General features: G+C 42.1%; 18 protein-coding genes. 11 read left to right on the top strand and 7 right to left on the bottom strand.

Annotated elements, in window-relative coordinates:
- Nucleotides 1-38: 38 nt before the first annotated feature.
- Nucleotides 39-602, bottom strand: coding sequence for a hypothetical protein (locus ACGF49_RS15675; RefSeq protein WP_271859419.1), 564 nt, complete (start codon nt 600-602; stop codon nt 39-41).
- A gap of 203 nt (nt 603-805) precedes the next feature.
- On the opposite strand from ACGF49_RS15675, the gene ACGF49_RS15680 reads away from it, so the two are divergent.
- Nucleotides 806-1,684 (top strand): PhzF family phenazine biosynthesis protein, encoded by an 879-nt coding sequence (locus ACGF49_RS15680; protein ID WP_387491772.1) that lies wholly within the window; start codon nt 806-808, stop codon nt 1,682-1,684.
- A gap of 362 nt (nt 1,685-2,046) precedes the next feature.
- Here the strand turns inward: ACGF49_RS15680 and ACGF49_RS15685 are convergent, their stop codons facing one another.
- Nucleotides 2,047-2,508 (bottom strand): helix-turn-helix domain-containing protein, encoded by a 462-nt coding sequence (locus ACGF49_RS15685; RefSeq protein WP_113040551.1) that lies wholly within the window; start codon nt 2,506-2,508, stop codon nt 2,047-2,049.
- Between the two features lie 216 nt (nt 2,509-2,724).
- On the opposite strand from ACGF49_RS15685, the gene ACGF49_RS15690 reads away from it, so the two are divergent.
- The 5 genes from ACGF49_RS15690 to ACGF49_RS15710 all read left to right on the top strand — a co-directional run bounded on the left by ACGF49_RS15690 (nt 2,725) and on the right by ACGF49_RS15710 (nt 7,823).
- Complete coding sequence (locus tag ACGF49_RS15690; protein ID WP_387491774.1) at nt 2,725-4,056, top strand: aspartate aminotransferase family protein; 1,332 nt, start codon at nt 2,725-2,727, stop codon at nt 4,054-4,056.
- A 286-nt stretch (nt 4,057-4,342) separates the two neighbouring features.
- On the top strand, nt 4,343-5,530 hold the full coding sequence (locus tag ACGF49_RS15695; protein WP_387491776.1) for a P1 family peptidase: 1,188 nt from the start codon (nt 4,343-4,345) through the stop codon (nt 5,528-5,530).
- A 78-nt stretch (nt 5,531-5,608) separates the two neighbouring features.
- The gene (locus ACGF49_RS15700; protein ID WP_229015697.1) at nt 5,609-6,127 is read left to right on the top strand and encodes a DUF4184 family protein; all 519 of its coding nucleotides are present in this window, start codon (nt 5,609-5,611) and stop codon (nt 6,125-6,127) included.
- Nucleotides 6,128-6,252: 125 nt separating this feature from the next.
- Nucleotides 6,253-6,510 (top strand): hypothetical protein, encoded by a 258-nt coding sequence (locus tag ACGF49_RS15705; RefSeq protein ID WP_229015695.1) that lies wholly within the window; start codon nt 6,253-6,255, stop codon nt 6,508-6,510.
- A 731-nt stretch (nt 6,511-7,241) separates the two neighbouring features.
- On the top strand, nt 7,242-7,823 hold the full coding sequence (locus ACGF49_RS15710) for a carbonic anhydrase (RefSeq protein ID WP_228902569.1): 582 nt from the start codon (nt 7,242-7,244) through the stop codon (nt 7,821-7,823).
- A gap of 151 nt (nt 7,824-7,974) precedes the next feature.
- On the opposite strand, the gene ACGF49_RS15715 is transcribed toward ACGF49_RS15710, so the two are convergent.
- The 4 genes from ACGF49_RS15715 to ACGF49_RS15730 form a co-directional block, all read right to left on the bottom strand.
- Nucleotides 7,975-9,576 carry an APC family permease gene (locus tag ACGF49_RS15715; protein ID WP_387491781.1) on the bottom strand — a complete coding sequence of 534 codons (1,602 nt, stop codon included), beginning with the start codon at nt 9,574-9,576 and terminating at the stop codon, nt 7,975-7,977.
- Between the two features lie 60 nt (nt 9,577-9,636).
- Nucleotides 9,637-11,217, bottom strand: coding sequence for an aldehyde dehydrogenase (NADP(+)) (locus tag ACGF49_RS15720; RefSeq protein ID WP_387491783.1), 1,581 nt, complete (start codon nt 11,215-11,217; stop codon nt 9,637-9,639).
- 42 nt (nt 11,218-11,259) lie between these two features.
- Entirely contained in the window at nt 11,260-12,180 is a 921-nt protein-coding gene (locus tag ACGF49_RS15725) for a dihydrodipicolinate synthase family protein (protein WP_262978082.1), read from the bottom strand.
- Between the two features lie 303 nt (nt 12,181-12,483).
- Complete coding sequence (locus ACGF49_RS15730; RefSeq protein WP_113040559.1) at nt 12,484-13,320, bottom strand: AraC family transcriptional regulator; 837 nt, start codon at nt 13,318-13,320, stop codon at nt 12,484-12,486.
- A gap of 306 nt (nt 13,321-13,626) precedes the next feature.
- On the opposite strand from ACGF49_RS15730, the gene ACGF49_RS15735 reads away from it, so the two are divergent.
- The 5 genes from ACGF49_RS15735 (at nt 13,627) to ACGF49_RS15755 (ending at nt 18,281) form a co-directional block, all read left to right on the top strand.
- Entirely contained in the window at nt 13,627-14,577 is a 951-nt protein-coding gene (locus ACGF49_RS15735) for a 4-hydroxyproline epimerase (RefSeq protein ID WP_113040560.1), read from the top strand.
- The gene (locus ACGF49_RS15740) at nt 14,574-15,701 is read left to right on the top strand and encodes an FAD-binding oxidoreductase (RefSeq protein ID WP_262978083.1); all 1,128 of its coding nucleotides are present in this window, start codon (nt 14,574-14,576) and stop codon (nt 15,699-15,701) included. The genes ACGF49_RS15735 and ACGF49_RS15740 overlap by 4 nt, the downstream gene beginning before the upstream one ends.
- Complete coding sequence (locus ACGF49_RS15745) at nt 15,698-15,952, top strand: (2Fe-2S)-binding protein (RefSeq protein ID WP_113040562.1); 255 nt, start codon at nt 15,698-15,700, stop codon at nt 15,950-15,952. The genes ACGF49_RS15740 and ACGF49_RS15745 overlap by 4 nt, the downstream gene beginning before the upstream one ends.
- Nucleotides 15,953-15,954: 2 nt before the next feature.
- Entirely contained in the window at nt 15,955-17,238 is a 1,284-nt protein-coding gene (locus tag ACGF49_RS15750) for an FAD-dependent oxidoreductase (RefSeq protein WP_262978084.1), read from the top strand.
- Between the two features lie 80 nt (nt 17,239-17,318).
- Complete coding sequence (locus ACGF49_RS15755) at nt 17,319-18,281, top strand: P1 family peptidase (RefSeq protein ID WP_262978085.1); 963 nt, start codon at nt 17,319-17,321, stop codon at nt 18,279-18,281.
- Nucleotides 18,282-18,499: 218 nt separating this feature from the next.
- On the opposite strand, the gene ACGF49_RS15760 is transcribed toward ACGF49_RS15755, so the two are convergent.
- Nucleotides 18,500-19,483, bottom strand: a complete 984-nt coding sequence (locus tag ACGF49_RS15760; RefSeq protein WP_387491788.1) for a class I SAM-dependent methyltransferase — start codon at nt 19,481-19,483, stop codon at nt 18,500-18,502.
- Nucleotides 19,484-19,608: the final 125 nt, after the last annotated feature.

Below are 19,608 nucleotides of genomic sequence, written 5' to 3' on the forward strand. Positions count from 1 at the left end.
GTAAAGTGATGTGAAAATTCTGGACGGTGAAGATGAGCCTAATTACCAAAAAGCGCTTCCATCCTACGTTTGGTATGTTCAATCAATCCTTCAATTTCTGGGGGAGGTGTTGAACCACAATGAATATCACAGAACAATATCGGATCAGAGCCTCTTGACAAATAAAAACCTTGAGGATCTCTTAATTTTGATTCCCGGGCTGCACATAAAGCTCGTAAAATTCTTTTTAACCTTTCTTTATCACTCTCTATATTAATAAAGTTCCTAAGATTCGCCTCCCCACCATGAGAAATTTGAAAGAAATGATTATTTCTCATATCGATCCGTTTCATCTTAATAAAAGTGGCTTCCTCACTACGAGTCATACCATTGGCAGTTTGAAATGAAAATGTAGCATCAAAAACATCTAAGTATACGTTTGGCAATCCATAATTAACATCAGCATTTCTAAAACAATGTTCAACAGAACTGCCTAGATTCATTGGCTTATAAACTATATTATTAAGCATATACAAATATCCGCCCTTCGCCTCACGAGAACGTACTCTCTCTGCTTCATCAAGAGAAATAATTTTACCATTTTTTAATTTTATTTCAGCCATCTTATAATACCTATTTAATTGTTGAGAAATACATATTCACATATCAACAATAAAACAGATTATTATTTATATAAAGATAAAATATTAATTTTATGACAAATCAGAAAATAATTAGGATTTATTTAATGGCCTATATCTTTTTCCTAAGTTATTCTTTTATTATAAACTACCAACCACTTTTGCTACCATAAAAAGGAAATTTTATGTCTCTCGTACCATTTAAGCAGGTTGATGTATTCACTCACCGGCCTTTTAAAGGAAATCCCGTTGCCGTTGTCATGGATGCCAAGGGACTCACACCAATACAGATGCAGGCTATTGCTAACTGGACCAATCTTTCCGAGACCACTTTTGTTCTTCCCGTAGAAAACCCTCTAGCAGATTACCGTGTACGGATTTTCACACCCGGTAGTGAACTTCCTTTTGCCGGTCATCCCACGATCGGTACCGCACATGCTCTGCTTGAAGCCGGATTAATTCAGGCGAGAGAAGGGCGTATTGTGCAAGAATGTGGAGCAGGGCTGATTACATTGAACATTACTGAAATGGAAAGTGGTCAGCAATCAATCACCTTCGAACTGCCGGAACCCGCCATCACATTGCTTAGTGCCGAACAGATAGATCGCCTCGAAAGCATTCTGAGTTGCCCATTAGATCGCGCGTTAACACCGGCACTTATTGACGTGGGAGCTCGCTGGATTGTCGCTCATACTACGGGAGCAGAAGCCGTGCTGGCAGCAGAACCTGATTATGCCAAATTGTGCGAGCATGACACGCAAATAAACGTCACCGGAGTTTGTCTCTATGGTGCCTATTGTGAGGGGGTAGAAGCTGATATTGAAGTACGCTCTTTCGCCCCATCATGCGGTGTCAATGAAGACCCTGTTTGCGGTAGTGGAAATGGTAGCGTTGCCGCATTTATGCGCCACCACAAAGTAGCAATGATTGACGATAAAATCGTTCATTCATCACAAGGAAAAAAACTTGGCCGTCAGGGAAGCGTATGGCTCAGCCATTCTGACGGTAAGATTTTTGTCGGCGGTGGTGCTGTGACTTGTATCAATGGCACCATTACGATATAAATTCCGAAAGAGCACTTGCAATGTCGGAAAACATCTGTTTTCCGACAGTATCAAATCATGAACTTATATCCTTCTAATGCCTTAACTGTCATAGGTAAACCCAGTTTCAGCAACATTGCCAAAAATTCATCACTTGTCATTGGTGGCTTCTTTAAGACTGTTCGTTGTGTTTGAACAGCAGCCAACGCTTTTGCATGATTAAGATCAAAAAGGTCAGAAATAAATTCATCAGGATGTATTGCTTCAATGTTTAAATTTGGCTTGATATAGACCGGCTATCCCCAAATGCATTAATAAGTCACGCAACCTAGCGGGATACAACACACATGCATCAAGCAAAACAGGGTACGGTGAATGGGTCATTAGTAGATCCCTAATTCTTGAGCCTGATTAGCTAATGCCTTCATAGCCTCCATACTCTCAGCATTACGCTGCTTTTTATATTCCATCAGATCAGCAAAACGAATACGCCGATGTCGGCCTGTTTTATGGAAAGGAAGACAACCATCTTCCAGAAGTTTAACCATATGAGGCCGCGATACATTCAATATGTTTGCGGCTTCTTGAGTGGTTAGCTCGGCATGAACAGGAACAATTTGCACTGCATTACCTGAAGCGAGTTCACTCAAGATTTGCACTAGCATAGTAAGCGCAGATGTAGGCACTTCAATTTGATGAGATTTATGATCATCACTCATAATTGAAATCTGCTGAGTTTCAAGTTTTGTTGAAAGGAACGCTGAAAGTTCACGCAGCCCCTTTCCAGCTATTTCACTTTCGCGTTTAGCCGGAAGATTTACATCAGAGAAAGTGGAAGTAATCATGTTGCACCTGTTAGTCATTCATTTTGACTTAGCACATTAAACGAAATAAACGAAAATCGCAATAAACGTAACACAATTGTTTCAAGCAGAATCTGATACGTTTTCGCAATAACAATTTCCAAGGTAATTTAGAAGAAACTATTAGTTATTTATCGTTGGCGAAAATAGGAGGGTTGAACTAAACTCAAATTTTACTTTTGTGAGAGGAAGTTAGCTATGTCTGAAACTCGTTTTTCTAAATCGTTAAACCTGCAATCTCACTGGATGCCATTCAGTGCCAACCGAAATTTCCAACGCGATCCCCGCTTTATTGTTGCTGCCGAAGGGCAATGGCTAAAGGACGATAAAGGGCGCCAAATTTATGACAGTCTGTCCGGTCTTTGGACCTGTGGAGCAGGCCATAGCCGGATAGAAATTCAGCAAGCTGTCACTACTCAATTGAGCACACTCGATTACTCACCAGGCTTTCAGTTCGGTCATCCCTTGTCGTTTCAACTGGCAGAAAAGATTGCCAATTTAACACCCGGTGATCTCAACCACGTCTTTTTCACCAGCTCAGGTTCTGAATCTGTAGATACCGCGGTCAAAATGGCACGAGCTTACTGGCGAGTAAAAGGCCAACCCGAGAAAACTAAACTGATTGGCCGTGCACGTGGTTATCACGGTGTCAATATTGCGGGTACCAGTTTGGGGGGGATTGGTAACAACCGCAAAATGTTCGGACAGTTAATGGATGTAGATCACTTACCCCATACATTGCAGAGCGGTATGGCGTTTACACCGGGTATGGCGGAAACCGGCGGCGTGGAATTGGCCAACGAGATGCTCAAGTTGATCGAACTGCATGATGCCTCCAATATTGCGGCAGTTATTGTCGAGCCTGTGTCCGGTTCCGCCGGTGCGATTATTCCGCCCAAAGGGTATCTACAGCGTCTGCGTGAAATTTGTGATCAACATAATATTTTGTTGATTTTTGATGAAGTTATTACTGGTTTTGGTCGCATGGGACGCTGGACTGGTGCTGAATATTTTGGTGTGACGCCAGATCTGCTTAACTTTGCCAAACAAATTACCAATGGCGCCATTCCTCTGGGAGGCGTAGTGGCAAGCAGTGAAATTTATGGGGCCTTTATGTCCCAGCCTCTACCGGAACACTCCGTGGAGTTTAGTCATGGTTATACCTATTCGGCACATCCCGTAGCCTGTGCTGCCGGGTTAGCAACTTTAGATCTGTTGGATAAAGAGCATCTTATCCAACGCTCTGCTGAACTTGCCCCTCATTTCGAAACGGCCCTTCATGCTCTCAGAAACTGTCCAAATGTGACTGACATCCGCAACTGTGGCTTGATAGGGGCAATCGAGTTGGCTGCCCGTGACGGTGATGCCGCTATACGTCCTTTTGATGCCAGCATGGCGCTTTGGAAAGCAGGTTTTTACGTACGCTTTAGCGGTGATACGCTACAATTCGGGCCTATGTTCAATGCTGAACGAGCCGATTTGGATCGTCTTTTTGACGCCGTTGGGGAAGCATTGCATCACATTGGCTGAGGTAGCTGCACTCACTCACCCCGGTCACATAGTTATCTATGCTCCCGGGGATTCGTTCCCTTGCCGTCGCGAAATAATGATTCCGAACAACGAAAACGGCGTTCCATGAACTTACTCCCTGCTAAATATCAGCGGAATATCACAATAAATTGTGAACCTGAATAATATAATTACGTAATAGTGCAAAAGGGTATATCGACTGGTCAAAAACGAATCCCTTTCGTATTGGCTCTTCGTGTTCTGAATCTTAAACCTTCGAGTTAATTTGGTATAACAAGGAGTAGTTATGAAAATATTAAATATTATAATTTTATCTCTATCGTCAGTGATAGCTTCTAATTCTTTAGCCGATGAGATTAGAGCAAGGGATTTAGGCATTCCTTTCTCTGGAGTAACCGGGAAACATAATGCGATTACAGATGTTAATGGTGTAGAAGTTGGCTATTCAACCATAATAGAAGGCGATGGAAAGCTAGAGGTTGGAAAAGGCCCAATAAGAACAGGCGTAACAGCTATATTGCCAAGAGGAAAGAAATTTAGCCCGGTATTTTCTAGTACATTCTCTTTAAATGGAAATGGAGATATGACAGGCAATCAATGGGTCAAAGAAAGTGGTTTCTTAGAAACGCCAATCTTAATAACCAACACCCATAGTGTTGGTGTTGTTAGAGACTCAACAATTAGCTGGATGTTTGATAATAATCTAACATCACCACTAAAAGATGATTTATTTTGGTTATTACCTGTGGTTGCAGAAACGTGGGATGGAATATTAAATGATATAAACGGTATGCATGTAAAGAAAGAACACGTATATCATGCGTTGAATAGTGCAAAATCAGGAGCGATAGAAGAGGGTAATGTCGGCGGCGGAACGGGAATGAACCTTTTCAAATTTAAGGGAGGCACAGGTACTTCATCAAGAATTCTAGATAAAAAAGATGGCGGATATACTGTTGGCGTTCTTGTTCAAGGCAACTTTGGTGATAGGGATGATTTGATTATTGCTGGGATTCCAGTTGGTAAAGAAATACAGGATCTCAAGCCGATATATCATGGAAACAAGAAAAAAATAAAGGATGCCGGTTCCATAATAGCGGTGGTAGCCACAGATGCACCATTAGCTCCTCACCAATTAGAAAAAATAGCTAAACGAGTATCTCTTGGGCTGGCAAAGGTAGGTGGGGTAGCCAGAAATACGAGCGGTGAGATATTTATTGCATTTTCGACCGCAAATAATGAGGCTTTCTCTAGAAAGGATGTAAAAACAATAAAAATACTGTCAAATGACAAACTAGATCCTTTGTATGAGGCCACAATAAGTGCAACAGAAGAAGCAATCATTAATGCTATGATCGCCGCCAAAAAAATGGTTGGGAGAAATGGTAATACTTCGTTTTCTATTCCTAAAGATAGAGTTAAAGAGATATTGAAAAAATATAATGTCTTAGCTCAGTCTGACACTTCAATTTAAAAGAAACGAGTTACCGACTTTGATTAAAGGTTCTAAATCTGAAATCGAAGTCGGTGGCTTTCATGCTTCAACGATATGATGTATACAATATCCTTTGTTCGTTATGAAAAACAGGGTTATAAAGACAGAATTATTTTTGTGTTGTCGTTATTTTTAGGAGCTGTAACCCATATTGTCTGGGATGCATTCACACACGATAAAGGTTTTTTTGTCGAGCTAATCCCTTTACTACAGTTCCGCATTTTTCATTCCATTACCAACGGGCAGGGGATAAGTATATATAAAATTCTACAGCATCTCAGTTCATTGTTAGGATTATTTTACCTCACCATGAAGTACTGGAGATATCAGAAAAAATTGAACCCTACTATTCAAAAAGCAAACAAAAGAAAACTTTACTATTTAATTGTTATTGGGTTTATCTCAGGTTTTTTAACATGCCCTGTAGCATTGTTTTTATCCTGGGAAATATCGGGGATAAATATAAGCAGGTTTATTTTTAAGGAACTTACTCTATCTGTATCGGCTTTTTTTATTATTCTGATATTTATTGCGTTATGGATAAGATATTACTCTGCGAAGATTAAACCTGTTTAATCAAAATATATTGGTATTTAGATAGATTAATTCAAACAGCGTAGTTAATAATAAAGGAAAAATAGGAAATATTATTTTTCATGATAAAAGCAAAAACCCCGTTATTTTTAACGAGGTTTTTTAATGTGCTAGAAACATCTAACCTTTCTCTCAGTGAAGTCATGACGATACTCATTTTATTCCACATGAGCCATTATCGTGATTTTAAAACGTTTTATATTCAGCATGTTAAGCACTATCTTCAGGCCGATTTTCCCCGGTTGGTCAGCTATACCCGGATGTTAACCTTGAAGCAAAGGGCGCTCATTCCTCTCTGTGCTTTTCTTTCGTCACGCAAGGCTGAAACCCAGGGGATCGCTTTTATTGATTCAACCAAAATATAAAACATACATCATTCAACTCACCGTAACACTGGAAAAGGGAGGGATGTCAAAAATCACCGAGTCTATGTGAAGTTGTTTATCATCTAAGGTTATTTAACATAATATACATTATGCGCACCATGATAACCAAATAAGAAATAAACGCCTGCGTCGCCGTGATGCAGCAAACTAATGGAGATGTCGCTAGTAGCTCGAAAGTTCTTTTCAGTAGTTCATCGTGATAACGCCTCGCCTGGTTTTGACCAAATTAAATTGCTGTATCGTATAACGTGCAATATGTCGTCATCAGCCAACTCGGAAAACTTATACATTTAAATCCTTCGCTGCCATTACAAAAATATCATCCATGCTGTTTTTACTGACTGGGGAATTCAGGCCAGCCAGCACCATTTCACGAACATTCTGAATTCGCCTCTTCATGTATTACTGAATAATACAATACTTCCCTACCCCACTTATATGACCGGCTGTCTGAAATTTAGCTTCCATTGGCAGAGTAATAACCTATAGCTCGCTGCTCTTGTGCATAAGTGCATACAGACGATTTACTTGACCAGTACAAAGGATACGAGTATATAGTTTTTCATAAGTTTTTTTTATATATCTGTATTTTCAGCCTCATATTCATTTATCTAGATGGATGTCCTAGCTTTATCAAGAAGTTGATTTTTTATCTATATCTTTGTTTTATATCATAATTTATTAAACCGGAAAATATGAAGGGAGGAAGGATGAGCTGTGTTATCAAAGAAATAAGTGACGCTAATATTGCATATGCAGCAACTTTTGGTGATAAAAAAAACCTTGGTTTACCTGCTGTCAGACGATTTGCCATATTGACGTGTATGGATGCTAGGTTAGATCCAGCAAAATTTGCAGGTTTATCTGAAGGTGACGCTCATATTATTCGTAATGCAGGCGGAAGGGCCAGCGATGATGCTATTCGCTCACTTATCATTTCCTATAAACTTTTTGGAACAAAAGAGTGGTTTGTAATTCACCATACTAATTGTGGGATGGAGCTTTTTACAGACAATATCATGGGTGATCTACTAGAAAGCAGCCTGGAAAGCGCGATAATGACGGATGAGGGATTTAAAGATGTCGGCAACGGTACAGGATCATCTGAGGGAAAATATATCAAATGGCTTACCATTAACAATCAAGTTGATAGCGTAGTTGAAGATATTCATCGTATTCGTACCCACCCTCTTGTCCCCGCAAATATCTCCATATATGGGTACATATATGATGTGAGGTCAGGAAAATTAATTGAGGTTCCTGAAGCAACAAGCATTGCAGAAGGTGCTTGATTTTTCAGAAAATGAGGACGTTCTGGCTAGAATGAATCTATGCTCATCTCCGTTTTTGTAACTATTGATCTGAATTTATGATGAGCTTATTTAAATCTATCGGCATCAATGTGGACAAGGATGTCCATGCCTCAATGAGTTTCCATCAGCACTAATCCTCATCCTCCGTTGGTAAAATAGCATTGGGTAAAGCACTAAAAGTTCCCCAATAGAAGGCGATTAGAGCGATCACTGCTACTGCAACAATATCCCAAGGTGCAGGAATAATGCCTTTACCGCCAAACGTTCCTAAATAGGATAGAATGATCATGGCACTGTAAAAACTAATCAACCACAGGGCCGAGGTTATCTGTTGGCGCAAACTCACTTTGCCTATAGGAACTTTATTTTTGAATAACAAGTAGATAAAGAACAAGACAATTTGTAATCCGAGCAACCAGGAAACGGTTTTCCAACCAGACCAATAAACAATGAAAGCGGAAATAATAAAAGAAAGCGGGCCAACGAGCGCAAACCATTTAACATAAAAAGGACGTTTTATCTCCCTGGCATTACGGCGTAAGGCAGAAGCGGTTACTGGCGCTAATGCGTAGCTCAAAATTAACGCCGCAGAAACAACACTGATGAGTTTTTCCCATGAAGGAAAAGGCAATGTCCAGAAAACAGAAAGAATAAACGTCAACCAAAGTGCAGGACGTGGTATCCCCGATTTTTCATCAACATGGGTAAACACATTAAATAACGTCCCACTTTTTGCCCAACCATAAACTACACGGGGAGTGGCATTCATATAAATATTCCCAGTACCGCTTGGAGAGATCACCGCATCACATACCACCAAAAAAGCGAGCCACCCCACCCCGAGGATTAAGGCTATATCACGAAACGGCAATGAAAAATATTGCCCAATGTTATTCCAGCCCCCGAAGAGTAAATCAGAGGGTATCCCGCCAAGGAAAGCTAACTGTAATAAAACATAAATAACCGTAGACAGTGAAATAGACAGAATGAGGGCAATAGGAATTGTCTTTTGGGGTTTTTCCACTTCACCAGCGACAGAAATAATGGGCGTTAGACCAAGATAAGCAAAGATAATGCCCCCCGTTGAAACCGCAGCTTCAACACCCGATACCCCAAAAGGAGAAAATCCGTGAACTTGCAAATTACTCGGATTGAAATAATTAAACAGGACAATAATGACGAGCAGCGGAACGATGAACTTGAAAATACTAATAATATTGTTGGATTTCGCAAAGGTTTTCACGCTGTTGTAATTAAGATAAAAGAAAAATGCTAATAAAATAAATTGAACCAGCCAGCCTGTCAGTGTCGGATCACCAGAACCAGGTTGACTCAGAAATGGAAACCACGCCGCCGCATATTGTCGAGCGGCGACGACTTCAATGGCTATTAAGCTGGAAAACGCAATTAAGGTGATAGAACCCATTAAATATCCCATGAGTTCACCGTGAGAAAACACCGGATAGCGGATAATACCACCTGATTTCGGCAGTGCCGCGCCCAGCTCGCAATAAACAATACCGAGTAAGAGCACAGCAATACCGCCAATCACCCAAGAAAAAATCCCTGCCGGTCCTGCAATAACAGACACATGACTGGCCGCAAATAACCAGCCAGAACCAAAAATAGCCCCTAATCCGATGAAGGTTAAATCCGTGAGTGTTAACTGTTTCTTAAATTTACCCTGCCCTGAACCGGATTTTGGCCGTGAAGAGGCTTTGTATAGCGCCATAATTATTCGCCCTTTTCTGTTTCTTATTTGATATACGTCAAAGTCGGGTAACTGCGCGTTTTACAACACTTCCCGGCTCATCACCCCATTGATTAATCGAGAAATATTTAACGGATTATGGTCTTGCAGCGCGGGTGGAAGTAAGGATTTGGGATAGTTTTGGAAACAGACCGGGCGCAGAAAACGCCAGATGGCCAGTGTGCCAACTGAAGTCCCCCTTGCATCCGAAGTCGCAGGGTAAGGCCCGCCATGAACCACGGCATCACAGACTTCAACGCCTGTTGGGTAGCCATTGACAACCACCCTGCCCGCAATGTTTTGTAATCGTTGACTGAGCTCGTGTGCATTCGCTAATTCATCGTGCTCACCAATCAAGGTAGCGGTAAGCTGCCCCTGCAAACAGTCAATTGCGTGTAAAAGCTGATATTGGCTTTCGACTTCGACCACAATAGCAACAGGACCGAAAACCTCCTCTTGTAACAGGGCATTTTTATTCAACAACAAGGCAATATCTGCGCGATACAACATCGCACTTGCCTGATTTTCATGATGTTCGCCAATGGCTAACCGTGTCATTAAGGGTTCATCATCCAGTTGATGAATACCTTTTTGGTAATTGAGTAATGTGCCACGGTTTAGCATTGACTGTGCCGGACGAAACGTGATCTCCTGCGTCAAGTGAGCAATAAATTGATCAAATTCTGGTGAACGAATACCCAAGATGATGCCTGGCTTGGTACAAAACTGCCCGCTACCTAATGTGAATGAATTTGCCAATTCTTGGGCGATCTGTTTTCCTCGCTGTACTAAGGCGTTTGGCAGCACAATGACCGGGTTGATACTCGACATTTCAGCAAAAACCGGAATAGGTTGTGGTCGCTGCATAGCCATATCAAACAGTGCACGCCCACCAGCGAGTGAGCCGGTAAAACCAACGGCTTGAATAATTGGGTGTTTGACGAGATCTGCTCCCACGCTATTGCCATAAATCATATTGAATACACCTGCGGGCATTTGTGTGGCGATAATAGCGCGTTCTATCGCTTCTGCTATGGCTTCAGCGGTAGCCATATGACCGCTATGTGCTTTAAAAACAACGGTACAGCCCGCCGCTAATGCTGACGCCGTGTCACCACCAGCAGTTGAAAAAGCCAAAGGGAAATTACTGGCGCCAAAAACCGCAATAGGACCTAGAGGAATATGGCACTGGCGAATATCAACTCTGGGAAGCGGTTTTCTCTCAGGTTGCGCAGTATCAATACGGGCAGCATGAATATCACCACGGCGTAACAGCGTGGCAAACAGCCTCATTTGCCCGCTCGTTCTCGACCGTTCACCTTGAAGTCGAGCTGGAGGCAGAGCCGTTTCTTCTGATACAAGGGTAATAAAGTCATCACTGAGAGCATCAATTTCATCGGCAATTTTATCTAAAAAAACAGCACGTTCTTCTAACGATGTCTGGCTATAACGGGTAAATGCATCGGCTGCCGCTTGGGCGGCGAGATCGACCTCATGTCGTGTAGCCTGATAAAACGCATAACCTATTGGTGAGTTATCCACCGCTCGCTGGCTGTGCAAACAGCGTTCTCCCTCTGCTTGCCTGCGCCCCCCAATAAACTGCATACCTGAATGTTCCAACATAACGATTCCTCCGAGGGTATCAGAAACAAGTTACAGCCCAATTCAGAGACCTACATCAGGCAATGAAGGACGATTAGCGAGAGCTTTTTCTACAATGGCGCGTACTTCAACCAATGTTTCCCCTTCAAGTGGTAAACGCGGTGGACGGGTAATGGCACTACCACGGCCAACCATTTCTTCACACAGTTTGATGCATTGCACCAAATCAGGGCGGAAATCCAAATGCAACAGAGGCATAAACCAGCGATACAATTCCCGAGCTTCTTCATAACGTTTCTGTTTAGCCAGACGGAATAAAGTCTCTCCTTCCCGAGGAAAGGCATTCGACATACCTGAAATCCAACCTTCTGCGCCCACTGCGACTGACTCTAAAACGACGTCATCCAAACCGGCAAAAAGAATGAAGCGATCGCCTGCCTCGTTGGGAATATCACTAAAAGGCCGGGTATTGCCTGATGAATCTTTAAATGCAACGATATTTTCGCAATCGGCCAGAGACGTCAGAATTTTCGGCGTAATATCATTTTTATACAGCAGAGGGTTGTTATATAGCATGACGGGTAAATCGGTAGAGGTCGAAATTGTACGGAAATACTCCCTGTTTTCTTTCGGTGTTGGAGTATAAACCAGAGGTGGCATGATCATCACCCCATCAGCCCCTGCCTGTCGGCATTCAGCAACCATTTTGCACGCATTATCGGTTGTCAATTCTGCGATACCCGAAAGAACGGGAATTTGCCCACCAGCAACATCTACTGCGAGTTCAACGATAGTACGCTTCTCCTTCATAGACAGAGATGTGTTTTCCCCCACAGAGCCATTGACGACTAAACCGGAAACCCCATCTTTAATCAGGTTCGTCATTACCTTCTGTGTGGCGTCCAAATTAATGGAAAAATCGGGGTTAAATTGCGTCGTCACTGCCGGGAAAACCCCCTGCCAGCTAACCTTTCTCTTGCTCATAGCTCTATCCTTTCGATCGTCATTTAAAATGCAAATTGTTTTTATTTTGTTAATAAAATGTGATTCATTGGTTTTAGTGGAATGATGGCGATTTCACTACTGAGAAGCTTGTGACTTTTCACAGTGAACAATGACGAAATCAGCATAATAGGAATGGCAAACTTAAAGCTGAGAGGCTTTGATGGAGTCGATAATTCCTAATGACAGGTAAAAAGACTGGCTTCTCAAATATATGATTAATTAACCCAATCTCGTACAACAAATTGGATCACGAAAGAGCGGAAGTATTAGTAAAACGGCAAATTACTCCAATCCTATTGACTGACGAAAATCACTGGGAGTGAGTCCAGTTGACGCCTTAAATTGCCGAGTAAATGCACTGTGATCAGTATAACCACATTGCAAGGCAACATCTGTAATAGGTAATTTCGTAGCCAGCAATTCCGACGCTTTTTCAATTCTGATTTTGTGGATCATCTGCCGGGGTGTCAGGTGAAAGATGCGTTTACAGTAACGTTCCAATTGAGCAACCGAGAGACGTGTTAAATGAGTTAGCTCTTCGAGACGAATGGTTCGATCAAAATTTTCACGAATATAATCATCAACGATAGCCAACTTTTGGTACACAGGATGATTTTCCTTAACTTCCATCAAATCATGAGAAATTCCTGCCATACCAATAACTTGATTATGTTGATTATACAATGGCAATTTATATGTCATGCACCAACCTGCTTTACGTCCATGATAAAAATGGAGCTCCAGTTGGTTTTGGATAATTACCCCTTGATGCAACACACGTAAATCCTGTTCGGTGTAACAACTGCCCATCTGAGCAGGAAAGATTTCGGAAGAGGTTTTACCGAGTAGCGAAGAGATCGACTTAAATCCGCAGCGTGTGGCTAGCGTAAGGTTCACAATTAGATAACGTGCTTTGATATCTTTGATAAAGAAAACCACACTGGGAATCGCATTTAACAATGGTGTAATTAAGGCAACCGCATTGAGAATATCTTGCAGGTTATTGGGTTTGTGATTAACTAATCCACTACAAAGCGCCGATAAAAACTCAACATTACAAACATCATAACCATTTGTGCTAATGCCGTTTTTTTCATTGTTCCGGTATATATTCATCATCTGTATCTCCAATCTATTAACATTAAAATAGGATTTTTGACTCGTGTTTAGCTATTTATATTCCGCCTTCCTTATTTAACTATTTGATTTTATAGATCAATTTATAAATTTTCTGGTAAAAACAGAAATAATCCTTATCAGGTTTATTTATAATTTTTCATTTCATTATCTTATTGGAATGTCTCACTGATAATTCAGTGATTCTTTCATTGTGCTGATTTCAGCATATTGCAGTATGAAATTCATCAAGCGACAAACGAAATACTACGCCACCATTTATTAAAAATACGTTAATTGGGTGGCTTTATGGCAGATAAGCATGATTATCAGATGGTTCGCGTCATTGATTCACACACAGGTGGAGAACCTACCCGCACGATAATCGAGGGATTTCCATCTCTTGGCAAAGGAACCGTTGCCAAACAGCGTCAACGCTTTGAAGCCGAATTTGATCACTGGCGTAAGGCTCTCATTCTTGAACCAAAAGGGAATGATATGTTGGTAGGCGCACTTTTATGTCCGTCTACTGTACCTGACGCCGATATGGGGGTGATTTTCTTTAATAACGCGGGATATTTAGGCATGTGCGGACACGGCACTATGGGTCTTATTGCTTCGCTCTATCATCTAGGCTGGTTGAACCCTAGCAAGTATAAAATTGAGACCCCTGTTGGGATTGTAGAGGCAGTGCTCCATAAGGATGAAACCGTGTCTGTTTATAATGTTCCCTCTTATCGTTATCAGCAAAATGTCACCGTGAACGTGCCAGGTGTGGGTGATGTTAATGGAGATATTGCCTGGGGAGGAAATTGGTTTTTTCTGATCGGTCAACATAACCTGTTTCTAACCCTTAACCATATCGATGAACTTACGCAATACAGTTGGGCAGTTAGGCAGGCACTGGAACAAGCGGGGATAACCGGTGAAAACGGTGAGTGTATCGACCATATTGAATTGTTCGCTCCTGATAACGATACAGATAGTCGTAATTTTGTATTATGTCCGGGGAAAGCCTATGACCGTTCACCGTGTGGCACTGGAACAAGTGCTAAGTTAGCCTGTCTGGCGGCGGATGGAAAATTGCAGCCGGGTGAAATTTGGCGCCAATCCAGCATTATTGGAAGTGTTTTTGAAGCCCAATATCAGTGGGTTGGTCAAAAAATTGCCCCAGTGATCCGGGGAACAGCGCATGTTTACGGTGATAACAAATTAATCATTGCCAATAACGATCCTTTTGTCTGGGGAATCAATGTATGACCCCTCCCCAAATATCGGATGTCATTATCGTTGGTGCTGGCATCATTGGAGCCGCATGTGCTTATCAGTTGGTACAAGATGGTTTGAGAGTTGCTGTAATTGATGATGGTGGTAAAGGGGCAACACAGGCAGGGATGGGGCATCTCGTGTGTATGGACGATAATCCTGCGGAACTGGCACTGAGTAGTTACTCATTAGATATATGGCGAACATTCACCCCCCATATGCCAAAAAATTGTGCATGGCGTAGATGCGGCACACTTTGGCTGGCAGATGCAGAGGACGAAATGGAACTGGCTGAGGAAAAAAGCGCACGTCTTGCCTCCTATGAAATCGAAAATATTCCGATGACAGCGACACAAATTCATCAGATGGAACCGATGGTGAGGAGTGGGATTGCCGGCGGCTTGTCTGTTCCTGCGGATGGGATTGTCTATGCACCCAATGTCGTACACTGGTTTTTTACTAGCTGTAATCAAAAGATTCAGTTTATTACAGGACAAGTGCACGCCTTAGAGCCTCAGACCGTTGTGCTGCGTGATGGAAAGAAATATTGTGCGCCGAGAATATTGCTAGCAAATGGGCTATGGAGCACACATCTGTTACCTGAATTACCGATTGTCCCTAAAAAAGGGCAACTGGCGATTACAGATCGTTACCCTACCTGTATCACACATCAACTGGTGGAATTAGGGTATAGCGCCAGTACACATACTTTGGATGGTACGTCAATCGCTTTCAATGTTCAGGCCCGCCCTACCGGTCAGCTTTTAATTGGCTCTTCACGCCAGTTCCATAACGAACAACACACTATTGATCTCTCCCTACTCCGTTCTATGCTCCAGCGCGCACTTTATTTTTTACCTCAACTTGGTCAGATGAATATTTTACGTTGTTGGTCTGGCTTTCGTGCTGCGACTCCAGATGGCTTGCCGCTATTGGGGCAACATCCTGATTACGAATGGCTATGGCTGGCTGTGGGCCATGAAGGATTAGGTGTAACGACCGCACCGGGCAGCGCCAAAATCATCTCTGCATTGATGCTGAACAGAAAAACGGAGATTGATCCACTGCCTTACCAACCCGCACGTTTCACTGCTATGGCCCGTCAGAGGTTACCATGACACTCAAAAAACCACCATTTACTGCTTTGTTTATTGATGGCGAACTGATCACAGTTCCTGCGGGGATTACTGTAGCGGCGGCGCTAGCTTATATCGGTAGTGAGCATTGCCGTATATCTGTATCACATCAATTGAGAGTGCCTTTTTGTGGTATGGGGATCTGCCAGGAATGCCGTTTAATGATTAATGGTCGCCGTCGTGTAGCGTGCCAGACAGTTTGTGAAATGGGTATGAAAGTCGAGAGGATCTGAACATGGCAACACCATCTTTTTCTACGATATTACACTGTGATGTGCTGGTTGTTGGCGCAGGACCGGCAGGATTGGCTACCGCACAGGCTGCGATACAAGGGCAACAATCCGTTATCCTGATTGATGACAATCCCAAAGCAGGCGGACAAATTTGGCGTCAAGGGCCATTTCATACATTGCCGCCGATGGCGAAAAATTATCTATCGGTACTATCAGAAGATGCATTGATCTATTTACCCAGTTGTAAAGTAATTGCAGTAGACAGCCAATGCGTAATGGTTGAAACGGCAAGTCGGCACCGAATAGTTCACTACCAACGTATCATTCTCTGCACCGGCGCTAAAGAAAAATTACTTCCCTTTCCTGGATGGACATTACCGGGTGTCACGGGCGCAGGCGGATTACAGGCGTTGATAAAAAGCGGTCTCCCCATGATTGGTGAGCGTGTTGTTATTGCAGGTAGCGGTCCCCTTTTGCTCGCGGTTGCCGAAACAGTAAAAAAAGCAGGAGGGAACGTGGTCGGTATCATTGAACAGGCGCCTTTACACCGCTTATTTTCGTTTGGCTTACGACTGCTCCGCTGGCCTAACAAGTTGCATCAAGCCATCGCTCTCATGCCACTTAAAAATTACTACAAAAACAGTATGGTGTTGGGAGTGGAAACCTCGGTAGAAGGCAGGTTAACTGGTGTGTATATCAGTAATAAAGGGCAAAAACGAAAATTACCCTGTACCCGTTTAGCTTTCGGTTTTGGTTTAAGGCCAAATACGGAATTGGCACAATTGCTTGGTTGCTTGCTGGACGAACAAGGAAATATCCAAGTAGATGCGTGGCAACAGACTACTATACCTGGTGTATATGCAGCGGGAGAATGCACAGGTATTGGCGGCAGTGAGCTTGCATTGTGTGAAGGATTTATTGCCGGGTTTGCAGCGAGTGGTAAATACGTACTAGCTGAAAAATGGCAACAGAAACGAAGAAAATGGCGGTGTTTTGCCACAGCAATAGCACAAACGTTTAAATTAAATAGAGAGATCACACAGGCACTTCCCCCCGATACCTTGATCTGTCGTTGTGAAGACATAAGTTTAAACGAACTTGAACCATTTCAAGATTGGAATAGCGCAAAAATGGCAACACGGTGTGGCATGGGAGCTTGTCAGGGAAAAATCTGTTCTGCCATTCTCCACGATATCAAACATTGGGCAATACCATCCCCTCGCATTCCACTATCACCTACCCGTCTTGAAACGCTGGCAGCAGGAGACACGGAAGAGTTTGTTTAGTCACCTTTTGCTATGATTCATCTCGATAAACATTAAAACTTGTAATGTATTACTTTAAAAATCAAGGTGTGGACATATTTATGTATAAGACAAATGGAACAATTTTGGATGTACCGGGTGTTAAGGTTGGGCATGCTGAAGATAAATTGGAGCAAACCGGTTGTAGCATCATTATTTTCGACGACGGAGCTGTTTGTGGCGTTGATGTCAGAGGTTCTGCACCGGGGACAAGGGAAACCGAGCTTTTAGATCCCATTAACACTGTTCAGAAAGTCAATGCAGTGGTGCTAAGTGGAGGGAGCGCTTTTGGATTAGATTCCGCCTCTGGCGTAATGCGCTATCTTGAAGAAAGAAAAAAAGGATTTGATACCGGTGTCGCTATCGTACCTATCGTTCCTGCCGCAATAATTTTTGATCTAAACTTTGGTGATCCTGCTGTTCGTCCTGACGCTGAAATGGGCTATCTTGCGGCACTAAACGCTTCTGTAACCCCTTTTCCATCGGGAAATATTGGCGCCGGCGCCGGGGCCACTATAGGTAAGATGGCCGGTTTTGACAAAGCCATGAAAGGTGGACTTGGAACAGCATCGGTTAAATTACCTGGCGGGCTGACAATTGGCGCAATGGTTGTTGTAAATGCTGTTGGTGAAATCAGAGACCCTAAAAATGGTAAAACCATTGCAGGTGCATGTGATAAAAATGGTCATCTTATTCCCTACATTATAAAAAATAATAAAGATAATAATTTCATTCAAGGGGCAAATACGACTATTGGCATAATTTGTTGTAACGCCAATATGAATAAAAGCCAGATGAAAAAAGTTGCCCAGATGGCTCATGATGGTCTTGCGAGAACGATATACCCTGTTCATACCATGAGTGACGGGGATACTATTTTTGCAGCGGCAACAGGTGGTGTGGATTCATCGGTGAATACTGTTGGTATTCTTGCTGCCGAAGTCATGGCTGCTGCGGTTTTAGATGCGGTAAAATCAGCTAAATCAAAATTTGGTGTTAGAGGTTATGCCGATTTAGCGGATTAAAAAGTTCGGTGCAAAAACTGCGACATCTAGCCAAACGCACGAATGCAATTGTAGTAACAGGGCACGATCCGGATGCCTGGCCAACATTCCGTAAGGCACCGGAATATTACGATTAACTCGAATTCATCAATGCAAAATATAGCCAGAAACTAGAAAGTGGATGTTTCTGGCTTGGTACTCATTTTACTAAAGCTTAACTTACTCTCCGAGAATAACCGCTATTCCTCCCCTCCCCCTCTTAACCAATCATTGACAAAAGACTGGGCATTTTCAGATTTAAATCCAATCGAAGATATGCCGGTTGGCTTCCATAAAAGCTCAATAACACGAATCTTTTGGTTATAATCAAGAGCATTAAATATTTCACGTAATTGTTCATTTAAAAGTAAATCTTGAAATTGAAGAAAATATTCATCATTGAATTGATCGCAACATCCTGCAAAAAGCTTATTACCGTTCTCACGATTGAACCCACAACATCTCACACGCTTAAAGCCAGCTTTATAATAAAAATCGCATATTTCATCATATCTGTATGCGTTGACGATAGGATTCAAAAATGCATCCACATTAACAGCAACCTGATCAACACTATCATCTAAATGATTAGCTGTACTATCGCCATATTGATTTCGACTTAAGTTTTCGCACAGCTTATTCATTAAATCAGTATTTAAAAAATATTCTTCTGCATGATTTTGTTTTACAAAAATCTGCAAAAGTTCCCGCTGCCTCAATCGTTCATATTCTCCTATAGCGTTGTATAACCAAATTAGCGCGATACCCTCTTCATTTAATGAACGTGAAGCTGCTAAAAAACCCTCTTGTGGACATTCCATATGATGGATAACACCGGTAGAAACAACAACATCAAATTGATTATCTCGTGTTAGCTTCTCAATCGTATTATTTTCTAGCGTGACGTTATCCAACTGATGATAAGATATCAACTTATCTGCCACCTCTAACGCTTTATCCGTCATATCAATACCTACAAATTGGGTATCGGGATACATACTTGCCAGCCCTAACAAACGATGTCCCGTTCCACACCCTAAATCAAGCACATATTTTCCCGTTAAATAATCCGGCTTAAATATAATCCCCATCACCGTGGCCATATCATAAATAAGATTGTCTCCAATGGCGGAACTAGGATATGGATATCGGTTATACATCGCTTTGACGTCCTGATTACTCATATTTATTTCTCCGAACAAAATGAAAAATCAATAGTAATAGCCCATGATCACGAATAATAGATTACAAATAATAGTATAGAAGTCACCCTCATAAAATTCATGACAACGAGTAATAAAATATTTCA

This window comes from Photorhabdus sp. RM96S, from assembly GCF_042879335.1.
Taxonomy (GTDB): Bacteria; Pseudomonadota; Gammaproteobacteria; order Enterobacterales; family Enterobacteriaceae; genus Photorhabdus; species Photorhabdus kayaii.